Genomic DNA, 14,320 nt, shown 5'->3' with positions numbered 1-14,320 from the left:
AGGCAGATAAACGAGATCGTCGACAGAGTGGCCGCGAAACTGGTGAATACACGGGCCGTCTGCCGAGGATCCTACATACATCCGGGCGTGTTCGAAGGTTTCGAGGACGGCAGCCTGGCGAAGATCGCCAAGACGAAGGTGAGGAAAAGATCCAGCATTCTGAAATGGTTGGATGAAGACGAGGTAGCGGTGCTGCGCTGGCTGGAAGAGCTGGAGTGACCAGTAGTCTATCTATCCGATCGCAGGTGACCGCGACATTCGTGGCATCTCAGGCAAATCGCAGCAGCAAGATCACGAGAACCGCGGCCAGCAAGCCTCCGATGAAAACCAGGCGCTGCCAGTGGCGCTTCAGGATAATCTCGCCCTGGCGAACATCTTGAGCTGCAAATGTCGGAGGTTCCACCCGCTTCTGATCGGTCTCATCGTCGTTCATTTCTGCCTCTCTTACGCCGCCGCCATCTGCAGGCAGGTCTCGGCGCACTTGCGGCAGGCATCCACGCACTCCGCCATATCGCCGATCCGCTCGCAATCCACAGCGCATTCGCTGCAGATTTCCGCGCATTCGCGGCAGACATGCGAATGGTGCCTTGAGCCGATCATCATGAAATGCGCTGACGTGCGGCATATCTCCGCGCACGCCATCATCAGCCTGAAATGCTGGGGTTTGGTATGTTCGCCACCGACTTCCAGGCAATGGTTCATCGCCGTGGACAGGCAAACGCTGTAGCAGCGCAGGCAGTTCTCGACGCATTGCTGTGTTTTGCTATCCAAATGCATTGTCGTCTCCCTGGGCTGTTGCGTCTCAAGCTTCGTCATGACTACCGGGCCTAAGCCGGCAGGCCCGCCATTGTTCCCGGCCCTCGGCCTTTTGATCGCGATCCATGCAGCCGAAATCGCCGGTTTCCCCGCTTGTCGCGTCCACACGCAACAAACGGCTCCCTCATGGGTTTGGTCGAATGGTCTGGATGGAACAGGAGTTTCGGTGATGACCGTTATCAAGTTTTCGAAGGCTTGGCGGGAGGAGAGCAATCCGGAGGCCGAATTTCGTATCGTCGATGATTTTGGACAACATATGTTTCGTTTCCTCGCTGAATACGAGTTCGATGGCCGGATCTTCAGCATCAGCTTTTGGGCCCATGACATAACCGATGCCGAGCGACGCGTTGCGTGCATGCGCGGCAGCCTCAACCTTCAAGGACAGATTTAATGCGAGGCGTGACCTATCGCGATCGGCCGCGATCCGAGAGACGAGCCGGCGGAACAAGACGCGCCGCTGGCGGATTTATATCTCTGGCGCCAATGGCCTGATTTTTACTCAGCGATGCCGCGCCACCCTTCCAAAAGGAGAATTTCCGATGCTCAGGTCGCTTTTCAGAGAATTCGCTGGAGCGGACGACAAATTACGTGATCCTTGTCCGAGCCTCGCATCGTTTCGCAACAGGTGCAACGTCCTCGTACTCTTCGAAGGTTCCAATGATGACCGGCCCATAAGGCAGGAGGAGGAGCTTCTGCATCATGAAAAGAACCTGACCGATCATGACGTGACCGTGCTGAGGGTCGCCGGTGGCGGGGTCTTTCAGCTTTTCGAGGAGCCGTACGAACTCGACGCCGACGATATCCGACGCGATCTGCAAGGCCCGTCGGACGACGAATTCGAAATGGTATTGGTCGGATTGGATGGCATGACCAAACTCAGATCCCATGCGCCTCTGCCGGCAACCGTCATCCTGGGTGTCCTCGACAAGCTCCCGCCGTCGACGTCATAATTCGAAACGGCGAGCGATAGGCGTTTGGCGGCCGCGTCCGCTTTCACATGGCGAGTTTTGAAAGGAGAGGTGGACCGCGCAGACGGCGATGGGGCATTAGCAGAAGGGACAAATTCCACGCGATCCGGCTTTCGAACCTACAGCCACGTTGAAGGTTCCCGAACCATATGAGAAAATCGTGCGGTCGCCAAAGTCCTTCGCATCGATCTGCAATTTACGGGATTGGGATTGCGAAAGGGCCGGATGAGCGGCCGACCGACGCAACCGAGGTGCCGAATGCACGCGGTCTCGATGCCGAACACGGCAGCAGGCCGGGTTTGACTACAAGCCGGCAGATGGAGAGGATGGGTTCATTGTAACCTGTGCTTTCCGGGAGATGATGATGGGGAAAGGGAAGGCTAGGGCCGCTGACGAAACGGGCTCTTTGGTCTCCGTGTCACTGGATTCGGAGGAGGCATCCAATGAAGGAGAACCCACTCCGAGTAGAAGCTTGAGCGAGAATCTCACCCAGCAATATGGATCGCATGCGCCTTCGGCGGATGGCTGGCTGGCCGCCATCGTCGAAAACTCCGATGATGCGATCATCAGCAAGACCCTTGGCGGCATCATCACGAGCTGGAACAGCGGCGCCGTACGCCTCTTCGGATTTACGCCGGCAGAAATGATTGGCCAGCCAATCACCATTCTGATCCCTGATGAGCGGCTCCACGAGGAGACAACGATCATCGGGCGAATCCGCCGAGGCGAACGGGTCGATCACTACGAGACGGTGCGCCGGCGCAAGGATGGAAGCCTTGTCGATGTCTCCCTCACTGTATCGCCGATCCGCAACGAGGACGGGTCGATCATCGGAGCGTCGAAAATCGCGCGGGACATTTCCGAGCGCAAACGTGAGCGCGAACGCCAGACGCTGCTCCTGCGCGAGATGAACCATCGCATCAAGAACATGTTCGCAATCACCAATGCACTGATCACGATGAGCCTGCGATCGGCTACAAGCGCGCAGGATCTTGCCGACAATCTGCGCAGACGGATCGTTTCCTTGGCTCGCGTTCATGAACTGACATTGCCGGATCTTTCCGGAGATGTAACCGCTCGACCGTCGACCACTCTCCTTTCCCTCTTTGACGCGGTTCTTGCCGTTCATCGGGAGGACGATCGGCAGCGGATACAGATTCACGGCTCGGATGCCCCGATTGGAGGCTCCGCGCTGACATCGCTCGCGTTGCTGCTACATGAATTCGCCACCAACGCGATCAAATACGGAGCACTTTCCCTCCCGCAKGGGCAAATCAGGATCGACCTTGTAACGGACGGCGAACTCAGCCTGATCTGGACGGAAACTGGCGGCCCAGCCGTTACGTCACCTGGAGAAAGCACCGGCTTCGGATCCCAGCTTGAGCGAGTGACCGTCGAAGGCTCGCTCAGGGGATCGATCACACGGGAATGGAGGCCGGAAGGGCTTCGCATTCATTTGCGGGTTCCGCTGGAGAACCTGACTCGCTGACATCACCGCTTCCCGTGCGTCCTGATCGGCTAGTCTGCCGGCGCCCCTGCTCAGCGTTCCAATTCGATGATTGCGCAGCCATAGCCATCGAGATCAAGCCCGCCGGCGACGGCCTTTCCGTTGTCGAGCAGGTTATTGCCGCGGGGCACAACGAGGCTTGTGGGCTGATCGGTGTAGTTTTGGACGAACAGCAGCCTACGTTCCTCGTTCATGCGCATAGTGACCTCGACGCCAGCCGGAAGGTCGTCCACAAGCGGCTGAACATCTGCCGCCGGGAACAGCCGTTCGGATAGCGCAGCCGTCAGTTCGGGCGTGAGATAGGTGCCGAGATAGACGACTTGCCCCTTGCCGACCTTGCGAGAGGTCGCCATCGGCTGACCGTCCGCATAACGATTGGACCAGGCGGCGACGATCTCGGTATCCGCGTCGACGGCGAGGTTTTCGTAGAAATGTCCGGCAGTCAGTTCCTGGTTGCCGATCTTGAAACGGCGCGTCCTGCGCTGCGATTCCGCGGGCCTGTTTGGCGGCACTACCAGGCCACCCGAGCGCTCCATCACGTCGAACAATCCGCTTGCGCCGGGTGCGGCAAGACGGCCGAAATCCTCGACGCGCACGCCAGCGAGCTTGGAAAGGGACGCACCGGGGGCAGTCTGCCTGATGACGTGATTGTTCTCGTCCCGCGTGCCCGTGCGTGCGCCGATAACGACCGTGCCACCCTGCTCCGCGAAGGCCTGAAGTTTGTCAGTCCATTCATCCTTCCACATCACCCAATGCGGAACGTAGAACAGCTTCAGCTTCGAAAGATCATCCTCGGGATGAATGAAGCCGCAGGCGATGCCGCGATCATAGCAATACTGGTGCAGGAGAATCGCCTCGTCCTGGGGGCTTGGCAGTCCAATCGAGTAGGTCTTATGGGCTTCCTGATTGTCGAAGTCCGAACCGGCAATGCCCACATCCATGCGTACGTATGTGCCAAGGATCTTGTCCTTCAGCGCCGTCATTTCGGTCGCGAACTGCTTGGCTTCGTCATAGCGATGACGGCCGACGTCGTCATGGTCGATGATACCCATCCAGTAGATCTCGGCACCGAAATGGGCTGGACGCCAGCGGAAGAACATCAGTCCGTCAGCCCCATGCGCGACCGATGACATGGCCATGCGCCGAAGCTCGCCCGGCTCCGGTGTCAGCGTGCAGAAGCCCGGCTGACTGCCAAAGCCGGACTGTTGCTCCGGCACGATATAGTTACCCGAAAAGCCGCGGCATATATCGAGGTGCAGGGCCTGGACCTTTGCGTGGTTTCCGATGCGCTGAAACTCGTCGTAGAGCATCGGATAAATGTCGTAGCCGACGAAATCGAGATCGGTGGTGAACTGACCGCGGAAATCGATATCCCGCAGGCCGCCAAGGTTGTGGAAGACGAACCATGATGGGTTCGCGGCCCGCAAGATCTCGACCTGATCGTGCTGAAACCGCGCCGTCGCAAATGCAAGGAAGCGATGGTAGTCCTGCACATGGCCGGGGCTGGGGAAGGTCGGGCCGAATTCGATCGGAAGCACAACCTGGTCGAAACTGTCATAGGCAGTTGCCCAGAAATCGCCGCCCCATACCGCGTTCAGCTTGCTGATAGTGCCGTATTTCTCGGCGAGAAAAATCTGGAATTCGCTCAACGTCGCCTTCGAGTAGCTCTCCGGCATGCTCGTGTTCAGTTCATTGTCGGTCTGCCAGCCGACAACATGCGGGTTGTCGCGATAGTGTTCGGCCATCGCCCGGGTGATGCGGCGGCTGTGTTCGCGGAATACGGGACTTGCCGTATCGCAGTGTTGACGCGATCCGTGGCTCATCGGACGGCCCTTGGCGTCAACGCGCAGGATCTCGGGATGGGCAACCGTCAGCCAGCGCGGCGGCGTGGCCGTCGGCGTGCACATGATCGTATCGATCCCGTACCGCCCGAGCATGGCTATGGCGCGGTCGAACAGATCGAAATCAAAGGTGCCGAACCTGGGCTCGAGAATATGCCAGGCAAATTCCGCCATTCTCACGACGTTGAAACCTGCCTTCGCCATGCGCTCGGCATCGCGCTCCCAATAGCTCTCGTCGACATGCTCGGGATAGTGGGGAGCGCCGACGAGAAAGCGGTCGGTCTTGACGGTATTCCAAGCGGATGGGGTCTTAGCAATGTTCTTGTCAGACACGGACTTATTTCCCGAATTCATTTGTCGATGATCGTTTTGCGGGCGCTGATCGTGCGTCCGCCATTGGATGAGAAGAGATAAAGCTCTTTGGCGTCGAGCTTCAGGGCCACTGCTTGGCCGGATGTGAAGGGAGCGACGTAGCTGAGCTGCACGGTGATATTTCCGGTGCCGCTTTCCGACGCGATGGTGCGCAGGCTGCCCGCGTCAACGTAGAGGATGGTCTCACGACCGAGGTGCTCGACCAGTTGCACCTGCCCTTCGATCGCACCGCCATGTGCGACATCGGTGACGATCGATATGTTTTCCGGCCGAACACCGAGCGTCAGGTCGGCGCCCTTTTGCGGCGCCACTCCATCCGACAATTCAACCGTCAACGGGATGATGCCGGGCGCGGAGACCCGAACGTCCCGGCCGGAGACCTCGTCCACGGTTACGGCAAGGAAGTTCATTCTCGGAGCTCCAAGGAAACCCGCGACGAAGAGATTTTCGGGATTTCTGTAGAGTTCCAGCGGTGAGCCCACCTGCTCGATCACGCCTTGGTTCAGCACCACGATACGGCTCGCCATGGTCATGGCTTCCACCTGATCGTGGGTCACGTAGACCATGGTCGCACCGAGTTCTGCGTGCAGACTGCTCAGCTCGACGCGCATCTGGGTCCTCAACGCCGCATCGAGATTCGAAAGCGGTTCATCGAAGAGGAACACATCCGGAGAACGGGTGATGGCACGGCCGATGGCAACACGTTGCCGTTGGCCGCCCGACAGTTGCTTCGGCCGTTTCTCAAGCTGATCGGTGATGCGCAGGATCTTGGCGGCGCGCGCAACGGCGGCATCGATTTCGGCCTTGGGTCGTTTGGCCATGCGCAAGCCAAACCCCATGTTCTCCGCCACGGTCATATGCGGGTAAAGCGCATAGGACTGGAAGACCATGGCAATGCCACGATCCCCCGGCTCTTCCTTGCTGACGTCGCGGCCATTGATCATGATCTGGCCGGACGAAATCCCTTCGAGGCCGGCGATCGTCTTGAGGAGGGTCGACTTGCCGCAGCCCGAAGGCCCGACCATGACGATGAACTCCCCCTGCTCGACGGCAAGGTCGATCCCGCGCAAGGCGTGGTATCCACCGTAATTCTTGTTGATCTGTCGCAGTTCGAGGCTGGTCATGCTTCCTGGCTCTCTGCTGTTGGAATTCTGGATTTTGGGAAAGGAAATGCCTCTTTGTTCATCCTTTGACGGCCCCCATGGTGAGACCAGCGATGAAATGGCGCTGCATGAGGAAGAACATGATGACGGGCGGCACGGCGACGACGATCGTGCCTGCCGAAATGAGGTTCCATGCCGAAACCCATTCTCCGCGCAGATTGGCAAGACCGGCAGTCACGGGCTTCACCGAGTCGCTGACCGTCAGCACCACTGCCCAGAAATAGTCGTTCCAGATGAAGGTGAAGATCAGAATGGCCAATGCCGCAAGGGCTGGCCGGACCAGTGGCACGGCAACATGGATGAGCGTCTGGAAAGGGGTTGCCCCTTCCGCGCGGGCCGCCTGAAAGAGTTCGTCAGGCAAGGCGGCGATAAAGTTCCGCATGAAGAGCGTCGCAAATCCTGTCTGGAAGGCAACATGGAAGATGATCAGCGCTGTCGTCGTGTCTATCAGATTCAGCCGCACCATAAGATCGCGCACCGGGATCATCATGATCTGGTGCGGCAGGAAATTGCCGCCAACGAAGAGCGCAAAGATCAGCATATTGCCCGGAAAGCGATAGCGGGAGAGAACGAAGCCCGCGAGCGTGCTCAGAACCAGGACACCGATTACCGAGGGAATGGTGATCGTCAGACTGTTCAGGAAATACTGGGCCATCGGGGTCTGCGTGAAGACCGCCGTGTAGTTGTCGACCACACCGAGTTCGGTCGGCCAGCCCCACAGATTGCCGCTCATKACATCGGTCGTTGAACGGAACGACGTCAGGACGATCGCAAACAGAGGGCAGAGCCAGAGAAGGAGGACAAGCAGCACCGCCAGGACATAAAACCGTCGCTGCCAGATGGCTGTTTCCGGAATAGGGCGAGGATACATCAGCCACCTCTCTCTTCTGTGCGAATGATGCGCGAAAGGTACCAGGTGATGAAGACGGCCATGATCACGAAAAGAACGGATGCGATCGCCGCGCCGTAGCCGAAGCGGTAAGAGAAGATCGACTGCTCGTACATCTGATAGGCCAGCACCGAGGACGATCCGAACGGGCCTCCGGCCGTCATCACGGAGATCATGTCAAAGGACCGAAGCGCACCGACGACTGTCACCGCGATGGCAATGAAGGTTACTTGCGTCAGTTGCGGCAGGACGATGTGCCACAACATGTTCCATCCCCTCGCCCCGTCCACGCGGCCTGCGCCTATGAGCTCCTCGCTCAGATTGTTCAGGCCGGCGAGATAGAGCACCATGCAGAAAGTAACCTGCGGCCAAAGCGCTGCGATGACGATCGCAAATGTCACAAAGTGCTCGTCGGAAAGAACCGCCGGGGCGGTTGCGCCGAATGCCTTGAAGATCAGGGCCAGAAGTCCGAACTCCGGCGTATAGACCCATGTGAACACGACCCCCACCGTGACCGAAGCCAGCACAAGCGGGATGAAAAACAGGGACTTCAGGAAGCGCATACCCCTTATTTTCTGATTGACCAGCAACGCTATGGCGAGCCCAAGCGGCGGTGCGGCCATGAACATGATCAGCCAGATGAGGTTGTTCTTCAGCGAAACGTAAAACTGCGGGTCGTTGAAAAGCTCGATGTAATTTCCAAAACCGACCCAGTTCATCGGGCCGAAACCGTCCCACTCGTGAAAACTGATCCAGACGCTCCGCACGGCCGAGAGCAGGATGACCGTGAAAAAGAGCAGGATCGCCGGTGCGATAAGCAAAGTGGGAGTGAGCCACCAACGTTGGCGGCGCCAAATCATCAACATATCCAGAGCCTCATTGGAGTTATGAGGGAGCGGAAGCGCGCTTCCGCTCCCCGGGCACCGGGAGGAGAACTAGAGTTTGTAGATGCGCTTGCGGGTGCCTTCGAGGCGCTGAAGAATGGAGTCGCGCCGATCGGGCTTCGCCATGAATTCCTGGAAGCCGACGAGGCCGGCCTGAGCCATATCGGGGTCGCTGTCGCGGTCGTAATACTGAGAAGCACCCTGTAGCTTCTTCAACGTCTCGACTGCTACGTTGACGAGCGGGTCCTTGCTGGGCGGAAGATCGTTGCGCGGCGGCACGTTTCCGCCGGGCTCCAGATAGGCCGCGAGATTTTCCGGCTTGTAGAAATAGGCGAGGAATTCGCGAGCGCCCTGCTTGTTCTTCGCGTTCGCAGGAATGTGGATCGAATTGACCGAGAACTCTTCGAAGTGACCGACCTTCGTGTCCAGAACCGGGAAAGTGGCATAAGACAGTTGCGGCAGATCCTCGGCGGTGAAGGCGGACTTTAGGAAGGCGCCGAGATTCATCATGCCGGCCTTTTTCTGGGCGAGCAGCGCTGCGGCCTCCTGCCAGCCAAACGACGTATGGTTGGCGGTGAAGAACTCCTTATTGATCATCCCTTCCCATTGGTCGAAAACCGGCTTCAGGGATGGATCAAGATAGCTCATCTCGCCGTTCATCAGCGCCATGTGCTTGTCGAGGCCATTGATACGCAGGTTCATCTGATCGAACCAACCGGCAGCCGGCCAGAGTTCCTTGGTTCCCATGGCGATCGGGGTGAGACCGGCCGCCTTGCACTTGTCGCCGTAAGCCACAAATTCCTCGGCCGTCGTCGGCACAGTCAGGCCATGCTGATCGAACACATCCTTGCGGTAGAACATCCCCCAAAGGGTGCCGCCCGTCGGCAGGCCATATTGCTTGCCATCGACGGTGACCGTTCCCGTCGTCGCGCCGAGCACATCCTTGTATTTTTCCTTTTCGAACAGATCGGAAATATCGTCGAAGAGGCCGCGCTTTACGAAAGCACGCATGCGATTGCCCGAAAACCATGTACAAATGTCGGGCGCGCCGGCAACAAGGTAGTTACGAATGGCCGTCTTGTGGGCCTCGTGGTCCATGTTGTTGATGACGACGCTGACCCCGGCTTCCTTCCCGAAGTTCTCTGCGATCGTCTTCAGCACCGTAAGCGCCTCGGCATTGTTTTCCGCCGAGATCACCGTGACTTTCTGCGCCTGGGCAATTGCGGGCGCGGACAGGCCGCCCGCCAGAGCTGCCGCCGATACGGCACCTGCGCTTTTCAGGAAGTTGCGGCGAGTGGATGGAAAGATTTGCTTGAAATGCACCATAGAGTTCCTCCCAGTTGATCGATCAACACGTCCTGGCAAGCTCTCCCCTCGAGATGCATGTCAGGCATTTAACGCGCCGATTTTGTCGCTTATTCTCAGGGCGGAAACCGCATCCGGAGTTGATCGGCGGGTGGAGTTATGCATAGATCGATAGAGCCTGCAATAATTAATTTACAAAATTAAGGAACTAAAAGTGAAGCTGAAGGGCGATCAGAGCACGGCAAGGGCGCTAAATCGACGCCTGATCCTCAATCTTTTGCGCATGGAGGGGCCGCGAAGTCGCGCCGATATCGCAACAATTACAGGGCTAAGCCCTGCAGCCGTGACCTTCGTTGTCGGCGATCTCTGTGAGGAAGGCATCGTTGTGGAAGGCCAGGCCGTGACCGGCCTTACCGGCAGGCGTCCGATCCCGGTGCAGATCAACTACGAGCATGGGCTCGCGGTTGGATTCAAGCTGATGACGGATTCGGTTGAATGTGTCACAACCGACCTTGCGACGAATCCCCTGGCGGCAATACGGATACCGCTTACCGGTCATGAGCCCGACTATGTCGCCGACCTGCTCGCCAACACCGTTCCTGAAATGGTCAAGCTCGCCGGACGCCCGCATGCCAAGCTCGCGGGTATCGGCATTTCTATGCCGGGCGTCATCAACGATGAACAGACGGCGTGTGTCCGCAGTCATCGCTTCCAGTGGGACAATGTACCCCTCGCCTCGCTTGTGGCAACGCGCGCAAACGTACCGGTCTGGCTGGAAGACGACACCAACGCCTATGCCATTGCGCAGCAGCTTTTTGGGTTGGGAAGACAGCATCGCAACATGGCCGTCCTCGCAGTGGGTGTCGGCATAAGCTGCGCGCTCGTCATCGAGGGAAAGCTCTATCGCGGCGCAAATGGCGCGGCCGGCAAGTTCGGCCATACGCTTTATGAAGAAAATGGCCGCGTATGCGAATGCGGCAAGCGCGGCTGTCTCATGGCCTATCATTCCGAAGTGTCGATCTTGAGACGCTGGCGCGAAGCAACCGGGTATGGCGAAGACAAAGGCCTTCCCGAACTCCGCAGTGCGCTGGCTGCCGGCGACGAGGCAGCGGTCGCCCTTGTCGAGCATTCCGGCAAAAGTATCGGAACTGCGCTCGCCAATCTCGTCAACATCACGGATCCGGAAGTCATCGTTGCCGGCGGCGAAGCCGTCTCGTTTGGCGACCATTTTCTCGGACCGCTGCGGGATGCCCTGGCTGCCAGGACCTTCAGAACAGCCCCTCCCCTGCTTCCGGACTGGGAAGACAACTCCTGGGCCCGCGGCGCGGCCGCGCTCGTCACCCAAAAGATGTTCGATTTTGAATTGTCGAGCGGCTTCACCGACATTGGCCGAACATACGCCGGCGGCACACAGAAATCCGCCGGTTAGCCGCTTGTTGCAGGAAAGGTTCGCGACATGCCGGTTGCGAGCTTGCTACCMCCAACAAGCAGGCCGTTTTGATCGAAAATGACCGCTCTCGCGGTCGCCAGTGACCGAGCGCAATAACAGCCGTAGATTAACAGGGGAAAAGCTTCACGCAGGTAACGGTGTTGTAAGCACAATAATCGACGTTATGACTATGTGGGAGGGCTGAAGGGGCGCAGCTCGGAAATAGGAGGGGAATAAAAAAATGAGACGCACAAAGGAGGAAGCTGCTGAAACCAGACGCGAGATATTGCGCGCGGCGGAAGCATTGTTTCTCGACAACGGCTATGAAAATGTCACGCTGGACGAAATAGCAACGGCGGCAGGCGTTACGCGCGGAGCGGTCCATTGGCACTTCAAGAACAAGCAAGGCCTGTTGTTTGCGATCCGCGATAAGGCGCAGCAGCCGTTCAAGGAACTTGCGGAGCGAATTGCGGAAGGACACGCACCCAATCCGCTGGAACTGCTGGCGGAGACGATTTCGGCAACATTCGCAGAGCTTCAGCAGGAACCGCGTAAACGCGGCCTATTGAAAGTTATCATGTATCTCGACATGGCATTTTGCGAGGAAGTCGCAGGCAGCGGGGATTCCTTCCGCCATGACATGCGGGAGCACTTCGCGAGAATTTTTCATTCCATGGACGCCATAAGGCCGTTGCCTCCTCCTTGGACGGCAGATACCGCCGCTTCCGCTTTGACCGCGATCATTGGAGGGTTGGTCGGAGAATGGGCTCTCGATAGAGGCGACTTTCAATTGGTTCCCTGCGGCCAGGCTCTCATCAAAATGATCCTCGCCACCTGGTTTCCGACGCATTAGAGGCCAGCCAGGCGCTTAGTTAGAAAGGATTCGGTAGGGAAAACCGAACCCTTTCCGTATTTGATCGGAGGTCAACCGATCAGTGTAAGAAGCCTGCGGGATTGGAAACCGCAGGCTTCTTCTACCCGGCACGAGGCCGGATAACTTCAGATTAGAAACTACGCTGGAAGCGCAGGATGCCGGCCCACTGGTCCTGATTGACCGAATCCCAATCCGTGTAGGAGATTTCGGGTTCGATCAGCAGGTTCTTGACCGGGTTCCACTTGACGTTCGTCGTAGCGGCGAAGATCTTGGAGTCGGTGTAGGCGAGCTGCAGGTTCCACTTCAGCTTGTCGTTGATCGKAACGCCAACGCCACCCCAAACAGCCCAGTCGCCCCAGCCGCAAAGATCAGGACGACCTGCCGGGCAAGCAGAGCGGTCCAGGTTGGTACCGGCGTACTTGTTGAGCTTGTCGCCGTCCGTGTTCCAGCCGCCCATCAAGAAGGCCGAGAAGGCGCCGAAGTCGGCGTCGACACGAGCCTTGATAGCGCCTTCTTCGACGATCGAGTCGTAACCGCCGACGACCTTGACACCCCAGATGCCGGACTTGAAGCCAGCACCAGCAACGGCGTCCGGAGCGTAGTGATCCGCCTTGTCATCGCTCCACCAGCTCGAACCATAGGATGCACCCGAGCCGCTGGAGTTGGAGTCTTCAACCGAGACCACAGCCGTGAAACCGTTGCCGGCGTCGTAGTTGTAGGTGATCTGGTTGAGTTCGTACGGACCATCATAGATCACGTCGTCGTTGATGACGTCGCCGGCGTAGCCGATGTACGAATTGTACTGCGAGTCTGCCTTACCGACCGTGAAGCCACCGAGGCTGATATTGGCAAACAGCAGTTTGGTGGTCGTCGAATTGCCTTCGCTCCAGTCCCAACGCAGTACCATGTTGGTCTTCAGCGGGCCGTATTCGGTATCCGTTGCGGTATCGAGATTGAGTTCAGCGCGGGTATGCCACAATGTGCCGGTCTTGTTCGTCGGGCTATAGGCATCGTACCACTCGCCTTCGGTGCGAACTTGGCCGCCGATCTTCAAGCAAGTTTCGGTACCCGGAATGAAGAAATATCCCGCGCCATAGGCGTCGCAAATGCGAACATACTGAAGGGGCTCCGGTTCGGCAGCGACGACAGCATCAGCTGCGTGCGCGCTGGAAACTGCGGCTAGCGCGGCAGCAGAACTGATCAGAAGGCTTTTCAAATTCATCTTAAACTCCTGGTTGCAATATGCATTTCAAAGATTCCGCACGCAAGGAGGTTCATTTGCCGCCCTCATAAGGAGGATTGGCATCGCATCAATACGATCGAACAACTCTGCGATTGCTCTGCCTGGTGTTGGCTTGAGTCCCTCTTGTCCCGCCGACGACACGGCCTTGAAATGCCCTACCGATGCGGCCGATGCTTCGGCCGCAAGACATATTCATGTCCTGAGTTTTTTTACAAACCAACGGTATGTTTGTCAATTATATGAAGGCACCCTTATTACAAGCTTCGACCGCTGTGACCAATATGCAACTATCGGCTTCGGTACGGTCATTTAGGCCGCTGGGTATAACGGATGTTGCTATTTTGGCGAGATAATTTTGTGGCCGTGTCAGCTGCGTCCGGATTCTGGATCGTCATCGGAGGTCGAATCCGGAATCATGGTGGACGCTCTCGCCATAGGCCTTCGCCATCGCGAATCAAGCAGCTCGAAACATTTCCCGAGCAGGAGCTTTGGAAAGCCGAGTTGATCGTGCGTGCCTCGACCGGCGTGGCGCCGGCCGAGTAAGATGCTTCGCTGGGCACGATCTATTCCGAAACCGTTTGATCGGTTTCGGGATCATGCGTCAGGCTTTAGAATTTCGGCGGCGTCTGACCGGCGGCGCGATGCGCGGCGATCGAGGTGTTGGCCATCAGCATGGCGATGGTCATCGGCCCGACACCACCCGGAACCGGGGTGATGACGGCGGCAACTTCGCCGGCCTCGGCAAAGGCGACATCGCCGACCAGACGGCTCTTGCCCTCGCCTCTTTCCGGTGCTGCGATGCGGTTGATGCCGACATCGATGACCGTCGCACCCGGCTTCACCCAATCCGCCTTCACCATTTCCGGCCGGCCGACCGCCGCCACCAGGATATCGGCGTTGCGGGCCACCGTGGCCAAGTCCTTCGTCCGCGAATGCGCCGTCGTTACCGTCGCATTGGCATGAAGCAGCAGTTGCGCCATCGGCTTGCCGAACAGGTTGGAACGGCCGATGACGACGGCATTCAGTAGT

13 protein-coding genes and 2 pseudogenes are annotated in these 14,320 nt (G+C 58.2%); 6 read left to right on the top strand and 9 right to left on the bottom strand.

Annotation, left to right across the window (positions count from 1 at the left end; genetic code table 11):
- Window positions 1–219, top strand: a pseudogene (locus QD357_RS30790) (DNA topoisomerase IB); the annotation flags it as partial.
- Window positions 220–268: 49 nt separating this feature from the next.
- Here the strand turns inward: QD357_RS30790 and QD357_RS30785 are convergent.
- Both QD357_RS30785 and QD357_RS30780 read right to left on the bottom strand, forming a co-directional pair.
- Window positions 269–433, bottom strand: a complete 165-nt coding sequence (locus QD357_RS30785) for a hypothetical protein (protein ID WP_181316026.1) — start codon at window positions 431–433, stop codon at window positions 269–271.
- 11 nt (window positions 434–444) lie between these two features.
- Window positions 445–777 carry a four-helix bundle copper-binding protein gene (locus QD357_RS30780; protein WP_107107561.1) on the bottom strand — a complete coding sequence of 111 codons (333 nt, stop codon included), beginning with the start codon at window positions 775–777 and terminating at the stop codon, window positions 445–447.
- Between the two features lie 70 nt (window positions 778–847).
- Between QD357_RS30780 and QD357_RS30775 the strand changes: the two genes are divergently transcribed.
- The 3 genes from QD357_RS30775 to QD357_RS30765 all read left to right on the top strand — a co-directional run bounded on the left by QD357_RS30775 (window position 848) and on the right by QD357_RS30765 (window position 3,273).
- Window positions 848–1,207 (top strand): hypothetical protein, encoded by a 360-nt coding sequence (locus tag QD357_RS30775; RefSeq protein ID WP_414125794.1) that lies wholly within the window; start codon window positions 848–850, stop codon window positions 1,205–1,207.
- Between the two features lie 148 nt (window positions 1,208–1,355).
- Window positions 1,356–1,766: a DUF4174 domain-containing protein gene (locus QD357_RS30770; protein ID WP_107107559.1), complete on the top strand. Its 411-nt coding sequence runs from the start codon at window positions 1,356–1,358 to the stop codon at window positions 1,764–1,766.
- A gap of 490 nt (window positions 1,767–2,256) precedes the next feature.
- Window positions 2,257–3,273, top strand: a complete 1,017-nt coding sequence (locus tag QD357_RS30765) for a PAS domain S-box protein (RefSeq protein WP_414125793.1) — start codon at window positions 2,257–2,259, stop codon at window positions 3,271–3,273.
- Between the two features lie 50 nt (window positions 3,274–3,323).
- Here QD357_RS30765 and QD357_RS30760 read toward each other — a convergent pair whose 3' ends face one another.
- The 5 genes from QD357_RS30760 to QD357_RS30740 all read right to left on the bottom strand — a co-directional run bounded on the left by QD357_RS30760 (window position 3,324) and on the right by QD357_RS30740 (window position 9,766).
- A complete protein-coding gene (locus tag QD357_RS30760; protein WP_414125792.1) occupies window positions 3,324–5,465 on the bottom strand; it encodes a beta-galactosidase in 2,142 nt (713 codons plus the stop codon).
- 17 nt (window positions 5,466–5,482) lie between these two features.
- Window positions 5,483–6,628, bottom strand: a complete 1,146-nt coding sequence (locus tag QD357_RS30755) for an ABC transporter ATP-binding protein (RefSeq protein WP_107107557.1) — start codon at window positions 6,626–6,628, stop codon at window positions 5,483–5,485.
- Between the two features lie 58 nt (window positions 6,629–6,686).
- Window positions 6,687–7,538 (bottom strand): carbohydrate ABC transporter permease, encoded by an 852-nt coding sequence (locus tag QD357_RS30750; RefSeq protein ID WP_107107556.1) that lies wholly within the window; start codon window positions 7,536–7,538, stop codon window positions 6,687–6,689.
- Complete coding sequence (locus QD357_RS30745; protein ID WP_107107555.1) at window positions 7,538–8,422, bottom strand: carbohydrate ABC transporter permease; 885 nt, start codon at window positions 8,420–8,422, stop codon at window positions 7,538–7,540. Before QD357_RS30745 ends, QD357_RS30750 begins: the two co-directional genes overlap by 1 nt.
- A gap of 69 nt (window positions 8,423–8,491) precedes the next feature.
- Window positions 8,492–9,766 carry an ABC transporter substrate-binding protein gene (locus QD357_RS30740; RefSeq protein WP_414125791.1) on the bottom strand — a complete coding sequence of 425 codons (1,275 nt, stop codon included), beginning with the start codon at window positions 9,764–9,766 and terminating at the stop codon, window positions 8,492–8,494.
- A 193-nt stretch (window positions 9,767–9,959) separates the two neighbouring features.
- Between QD357_RS30740 and QD357_RS30735 the strand changes: the two genes are divergently transcribed.
- Both QD357_RS30735 and QD357_RS30730 read left to right on the top strand, forming a co-directional pair.
- Complete coding sequence (locus QD357_RS30735) at window positions 9,960–11,174, top strand: ROK family protein (protein WP_414125790.1); 1,215 nt, start codon at window positions 9,960–9,962, stop codon at window positions 11,172–11,174.
- Between the two features lie 241 nt (window positions 11,175–11,415).
- On the top strand, window positions 11,416–12,027 hold the full coding sequence (locus QD357_RS30730; protein WP_107107552.1) for a TetR family transcriptional regulator: 612 nt from the start codon (window positions 11,416–11,418) through the stop codon (window positions 12,025–12,027).
- Window positions 12,028–12,178: 151 nt separating this feature from the next.
- Here QD357_RS30730 and QD357_RS30725 read toward each other — a convergent pair whose 3' ends face one another.
- On the bottom strand, window positions 12,179–13,270 hold the full coding sequence (locus QD357_RS30725) for a porin (RefSeq protein WP_414125789.1): 1,092 nt from the start codon (window positions 13,268–13,270) through the stop codon (window positions 12,179–12,181).
- 629 nt (window positions 13,271–13,899) lie between these two features.
- Window positions 13,900–14,320 (bottom strand): annotated as a pseudogene (locus QD357_RS30720) (bifunctional methylenetetrahydrofolate dehydrogenase/methenyltetrahydrofolate cyclohydrolase); the annotation flags it as partial.

This window comes from Rhizobium sp. BR 317 (assembly GCF_047445835.1).
GTDB lineage: Bacteria > Pseudomonadota > Alphaproteobacteria > Rhizobiales > Rhizobiaceae > Rhizobium > Rhizobium paranaense.
The sequence above is the reverse complement of the archived record's forward strand: the minus strand, read 5'-3'. Positions and strand labels throughout refer to the sequence as shown.

What these genes read in the sequence shown, in the direction of transcription:
- QD357_RS30785 (WP_181316026.1), bottom strand. Translation starts at nt 433, where the DNA reads ATGAACGACGATGAGACCGATCAGAAGCGGGTGGAACCTCCGACATTT.
- QD357_RS30780 (WP_107107561.1), bottom strand. Translation starts at nt 777, where the DNA reads ATGCATTTGGATAGCAAAACACAGCAATGCGTCGAGAACTGCCTGCGC.
- QD357_RS30770 (WP_107107559.1), top strand. Translation starts at nt 1,356, where the DNA reads ATGCTCAGGTCGCTTTTCAGAGAATTCGCTGGAGCGGACGACAAATTA.
- QD357_RS30755 (WP_107107557.1), bottom strand. Translation starts at nt 6,628, where the DNA reads ATGACCAGCCTCGAACTGCGACAGATCAACAAGAATTACGGTGGATAC.
- QD357_RS30745 (WP_107107555.1), bottom strand. Translation starts at nt 8,422, where the DNA reads ATGTTGATGATTTGGCGCCGCCAACGTTGGTGGCTCACTCCCACTTTG.
- QD357_RS30740 (WP_414125791.1), bottom strand. Translation starts at nt 9,766, where the DNA reads ATGGTGCATTTCAAGCAAATCTTTCCATCCACTCGCCGCAACTTCCTG.
- QD357_RS30730 (WP_107107552.1), top strand. Translation starts at nt 11,416, where the DNA reads ATGAGACGCACAAAGGAGGAAGCTGCTGAAACCAGACGCGAGATATTG.